Below are 5,576 nucleotides of genomic sequence, written 5' to 3'. Positions count from 1 at the left end.
CGACGTCATGACTAGGTGTATAGCCAAATTTAAAGTGAGTTTAAAAAGTAACAACACTTGGTTTTTTGAATAAAAAGATCAAGAAAACACAGCTGCCTGCTTGACCGGAACTTTCTAATGGGTGATCCCTTTATCTTCTGCTTTGTGTCAATTAAGTAAAATAAAAACAGGTAGTCAAAAGATAAAGTATGATCCTAACTCCACTTAATACTCCAATGCTCTTTAAAAATTGATTTTAGTTGCTCTATGTGGTTTATAGAAGTTTGCAGAAAGTTAACTACTAGTGATTTAAAAACTCATTTTTAAAGGGTAAGGCTTAAAATGGATGTAACCATAGAGAACTGCAACAATATTGATAAAGCAGAATTAAGAATATCAGATGGTAAATTAAATATTAAATTTGCACCAAATGGTACTGGGAAAAGCACTATTGCCAAAGCTATTACTTTAAAGGTCGAGGGTGGGGAACTCAATCAGTTGATGCCCTTTAAATATAGAGAAGAGAATCCAACCGAATGTTTTCCCTCGATAGAAATAGTACCAGATATAGGTAGTGTACTTTGTTTCAATGAAGACTATGTGCGGCAATTCACTTTTCAATCAGATGAACTCGTTAGTAATAGCTTTGATATTTTTATTAGAACAGAAGCTTACATAATTGCGGAGCAAGAGATTAAAGGTATCGTTCAGGAAATTAATAGTCTGTTCGATGGTAACGCAGATTTAGAATCACTCATTTCTAATTTGAGCGAGTTAAGCTCAGCTTTCACGTTAACTAAAAAGGGTTTATCTCAAAGCTCTAAGGGTATGAAAGGGCTGTCTCAAGGAAATAAGGTACAGCATATACCGGAAGGTCTTGAAGACTACCAGCCTTTCATAAGTAGCGAGCACAACATCAAATGGATTGGGTGGCAAACGCAGGGCGCAAATCAATTTATGGATGTTGCAGACTGCTGTCCTTTTTGTACATCAGACACTGAAGTACATAGAGCGAAGATTGAAAAAGTTAGTCAGGAGTATGATAAGAATATCATCAATAACCTCATCAGCATTATTAGTGTGATCGATAGACTTGGAGATTATTTTACGGATGAATCTAAAGCTATGTTGGATGTCATTACATCCTTACCAGGAGGTGTAGAGGCGGAGCATATTGAGTTTCTAAAAACGATAAAAACCAGAATTGACCTTCTTTTAGAGCGCCTTGAAAAGCTTAAAAAACTAAATGGGTTTGACTTTAAACAAGGTGAGCAAGTACGAGAAAAACTATCTGGGTATAAAATTGATCTGATTTTCTTGCCAGAATTAAATTCGCCCCAAACAAATGAGCAAATTAATGCAATTAACGTATCAATTGATGAAGTGATTGGTCGAGCTGGCCATTTACAAGGAAAGCTAAATCAACAACGAGCAGGAATGCAGAGGCTCATTGAAAAATACCAATCTGATATCAATAACTTTTTAGCTTATGCTGGTTATAAATATGAAGTTCAAATTATTGGCGAAGATGATTCTTCACAATTAAAACTACGACATAGAGACCATGCTGAGTTTGTTGTTGGAGGTGATCAACATCTAAGCTTTGGTGAGAAAAATGCTTTTGCTATTGTATTATTTATGTATGAATGCTTAGCTAAAAAGCCAGATCTAATCGTGCTTGATGATCCAATATCCTCTTTTGACAAAAATAAAAAGTACGCAATTCTTGAAATGCTTTTCAGAAGAAAAGCATCGAATTGTCTTAAGAGTAAAACAGTATTAATGCTCACACATGATGTTGAACCTATTATTGATACGGTTAAATCTGTTTCCAATCAATTCGACAACCAAGTTGCTGCTTCATACATGCGATTGAGTAAAGGGAAAATATCTGAAATACTTATTAAAAAAGGTGATATTAAGACATTTTCACAGATATGCACTGACTTCTTGGCTACAGATGCTCAGATTATTACCAAAGTTATTTACTTAAGGCGCTATTACGAGATCATTGATAATAAAGGGGACGCCTATCAAGTATTATCTAACCTATTGCATAAGAGAGAGTGTGCTATATCAATAGACTCTAGGCTAGAAGGTAATACTTTAATGTTGAATGAAGCGATTAATGCAGGCATAGCTGATATCTGCAATAAGATTGCAAACTTTAATTATGACCACGTATTAGCTCAACTGAATGAAGCTATAGTGTTAAATGCTATTTACCACGAAAGCTCTAATGGTTATGAGAAACTTCAACTATTTAGGCTGTTTGAAATTGAGGTAGAGAACTCTGTTATTCAAAAATTTATCAACGAGACTTATCATATTGAGAATGAGTATATCTGTCAGCTAGATCCGACTCAATTTGATTTAATTCCAGAGTATGTAATTGATGCTTGTGATCAATGTTTAGTGAGCGCTGTAAATTAAATGTGGGAATCACTCAGAGATCAAATCTTGACTTCATACATCAGAACCCTTGACTGAGCTGATTATGTAAGTAAATAAGTGCGCCTAGCTATTTTTGAAAATGCTCATTGTTGCTCTTCATACAGTAGAAAAACGTGATCTAACATATTTGACTCTAGGTTTGCTTCTACCTATCACGGCTCTATTTTACACTTTATTGCGCGAATAAATGCGATTTTCCACACTTTTATGCGCGAATAAGTGTGGTTGTGTTGTATGAATTAAATTTACTATCATTTTAAACTGCGATGTTTTACCTTGTTGTGCAGTCGTTTTTAAGGGGTAACTAAGATATGGCAAGGCCTATTTCAATAGATAACGCTGAGCATTACAAATGGGGTGATAACTGCGATGGTTTTAGGACAGACACTCGAATGTAACTAGTGTTTCTAAATTAAGCATAGTTTATTACATAACTCCAAGTAAGACCTTTTTTGCTATTCTGGCAGCTAGAGAACTAAAGGTTATTTTTCGATTTATGATACTACTTGATATGAGCTAAAGCTTAGTTTAGAGCTTTAGCTATTTGAAATGTTGTATTTAACTGCAATTTCATTATTTAATAATAGCTTGAGCTCTTATTAAATAATGATGAGCTTTAGCTAATACGTTATGGCTTTAGATTATGCTTTTTCTACCTTCCATGAATAGTGCCTTGTGCTAATACCTTATAAGAACGGCTTTACCAGCGAATCACAGACCTTTTACTTTGAGTATGAGCCTACCATAGTAATAGCTTTTTAAGCACCCGCCAGTTTCTGCAACGATGTTTAAATTGGTGTGCAATCTGATAGGTCTATCTTCGCCTTTGAGCATTCAGCCTTGCCTCTAAGAAGAGTAACCTCCTCTTCATCTTAGTTTACTAAATTGTTTTTTTTAACACTTAAAGTGTTACAATCCTAATTAGTGTAAACCTATGGTTTGCTAAATTCGTAATATTCATATTTCAGGTGTTAAAATGTCATCTAAGATAAACTGGTTGGTTACCCATACATATCCTGGAGCCCTTGTCCTACAGCAATGGTTGACTGAGAACGGAATTAGTTACTCCTTGGCTCAAAAGTATGCGCAGAGTGGTTGGCTGAGGAAGTTATCTTCAGGCGTTTATTATCGCCCAAGCGCAAATGATGATGTTAAGCCTGATTGGGGGGGAGTTCTACAAGCAATGGACATGCAGTTAAACCATCCTGTTCATCTGGCAGGGTTAAGCAGCTTGACTCACCAAGGGCTGAGCCACTATTTACAGCTAAGTAAAGAACAAGTTTGGATTGGGGTGAAGAACAAACAATCATTGCCTAAGTGGTTTCGTGAATTTCCCAATCAAAATTGGTTTTATTGTGGTAACCATAAGCTTGAAGTCGTCTCTGAAAAAGACCTAAAAATGATTACGGTTAAAGGAAAAGAGTTAAAAGCTAGTTGTCCTGAGCTTGCAGCTTACGAAGTGGTTGATGCAATCGGGAAGCACATTTCGTTTGAGCATGCAGCAGAGCTTTTTCAAGGGCTTGTAAACCTGAGTCCTAGAAAGGTGCAATCTCTTCTTGAACGTAGTAGCTCGGTTCAAACCAATAGAGTGTTTTTGTTTTTGAGTCATTATCATGGCCATCAATGGACTCAGCGTATTGATGAAACAAAGATCGCATTAGGTTCAGGAAAGCGTCAGGTGGTAGAGCAAGGGCGATTTGATGAGCGTTACCAAATCACTGTGCCAGAAATATTAAGTGTAAAACAAGAAGAACCAAACAATGGATAGAGAGAGCCCCTACTACAAGCAGGTTTCACTGCTGGTTAGAATGTTACCAGTAGTTGCAACAGAGCCTTCATTTGCACTCAAAGGCGGTACGGCCATCAATTTATTTGTGAGAGACTTTCCACGGCTGTCCGTGGACATTGACCTTACCTATCTTCCTCTTGAGCCTAGAGATGAAGCGCTAGCAAATGTAAAAGCTGCGCTGTAACGCATTACCGATTTAATTAATGCTCAACCAGATACGGGTGCTGTGTTACAGGATCAAAAAGTAGATGAGCTGCGTATAGTTGTTACTAGTCCTAACGCAACAATTAAAATCGAAGTCTCTCCGGTAGCAAGAGGTACGTTACATAAACCGGATAGCTTACCTGTGCAAGAATCAGTCGAAGAAGAGTTTGGTCAATGATAAACGAAGTAAATTTGAATCCTGAGAAAAAAGAAGAAATGCGGGCGGCATAAAATTTAACTTGAGGCGACAACTAACTTGAAAAACTCCGTTCTCGAGATATATTTGTTGGATTTATTACTTATGTACTAAGCCACCCAAGACCTATCAATGAGGTTATGGCTCCTAACTGGAAACCTCTTGATGTGAAGTTTCAAGCTGAGTTTGATGGCATGACCTTTGAACCCGTTGAGCTAAAAGACTTAACTTCTATAAGGCTTGCAATGGTAGCTGCATTACAAGCTCATTTCACAGAAAGAGATCGCTCATTTTTGTTGTCATTCAAACAAGGGGATCCTGATTGGACACTGTTTGACTATCCTGATGCAGCAGAACTGCCAGCTATACGCTGGAAGCTACAAAACATAGCTAAGTTAGCTAAGAATCAAGAAAAACACACAGAGCAACTAGCTAAATTAGAGGCCGTGCTTGATGAGTGGCTTAAACAAGGCAATTAAGTAAAGGGGTCAAGAGAAAAGGAGTTAAATCTTGGCTTCAGACATCAGAACTCTAGATTGACCTGATATCAAGCTAGCCTAACTTTAGACTTTGCTCTATCTGTTAAGGCCCTGGTTTACACTTTTACGCGCGAATAAGTGTGGTGCACTTATATTTATTAAAACACTACCTTTTTTATTGTTACCTCAACACCACTAAGTCATGGTGACAAAGTTGTTGCGAAGTAAGTTATATGTGTGGGCGAGAATGTGAAATAAGGTTATTAAAAAGTGCTTAAGTATGCTTCTTGATTAGGTTGATCGCCAGGGCAAGAGCATGAAAAAAGTCTATGATTTCAATACCTTTTCTCGGTAACCTGTACTGCGCATAGCTTTTTTCTGTTTTGCGGGCATGCCTTTATTAAAGCTTGTTTCTGCTTTTAGCTGATTAAATGCGATGTGTCTCAGCCCCGCAAATACAGGTGCTGCACCTTCA

General features: G+C 37.2%; 2 protein-coding genes and 2 pseudogenes. All 4 read left to right on the top strand.

Annotated elements, in window-relative coordinates; translation table 11 throughout:
* Positions 1–321: 321 nt before the first annotated feature.
* Positions 322–2,412 carry an AAA family ATPase gene (locus tag H5158_RS21920; protein ID WP_182740903.1) on the top strand — a complete coding sequence of 697 codons (2,091 nt, stop codon included), beginning with the start codon at positions 322–324 and terminating at the stop codon, positions 2,410–2,412.
* Positions 2,413–3,409: 997 nt separating this feature from the next.
* Positions 3,410–4,201, top strand: a complete 792-nt coding sequence (locus H5158_RS21915; protein WP_182740902.1) for a type IV toxin-antitoxin system AbiEi family antitoxin — start codon at positions 3,410–3,412, stop codon at positions 4,199–4,201.
* Positions 4,194–4,601: pseudogene (locus H5158_RS23795) on the top strand (nucleotidyl transferase AbiEii/AbiGii toxin family protein); the annotation flags it as partial. The gene H5158_RS21915 and the pseudogene H5158_RS23795, both read left to right, overlap by 8 nt.
* A 95-nt stretch (positions 4,602–4,696) precedes the next feature.
* Positions 4,697–5,101, top strand: a pseudogene (locus H5158_RS23790) (nucleotidyl transferase AbiEii/AbiGii toxin family protein); the annotation flags it as partial.
* Between the last annotated feature and the right edge of the window lie 475 nt (positions 5,102–5,576).

The organism is Pseudoalteromonas sp. SR45-6, assembly GCF_014163545.1.
In the GTDB taxonomy this organism is placed as follows: Bacteria; Pseudomonadota; Gammaproteobacteria; order Enterobacterales; family Alteromonadaceae; genus Pseudoalteromonas; species Pseudoalteromonas rhizosphaerae.
The sequence above is the reverse complement of the archived record's forward strand: the minus strand, read 5'-3'. Positions and strand labels throughout refer to the sequence as shown.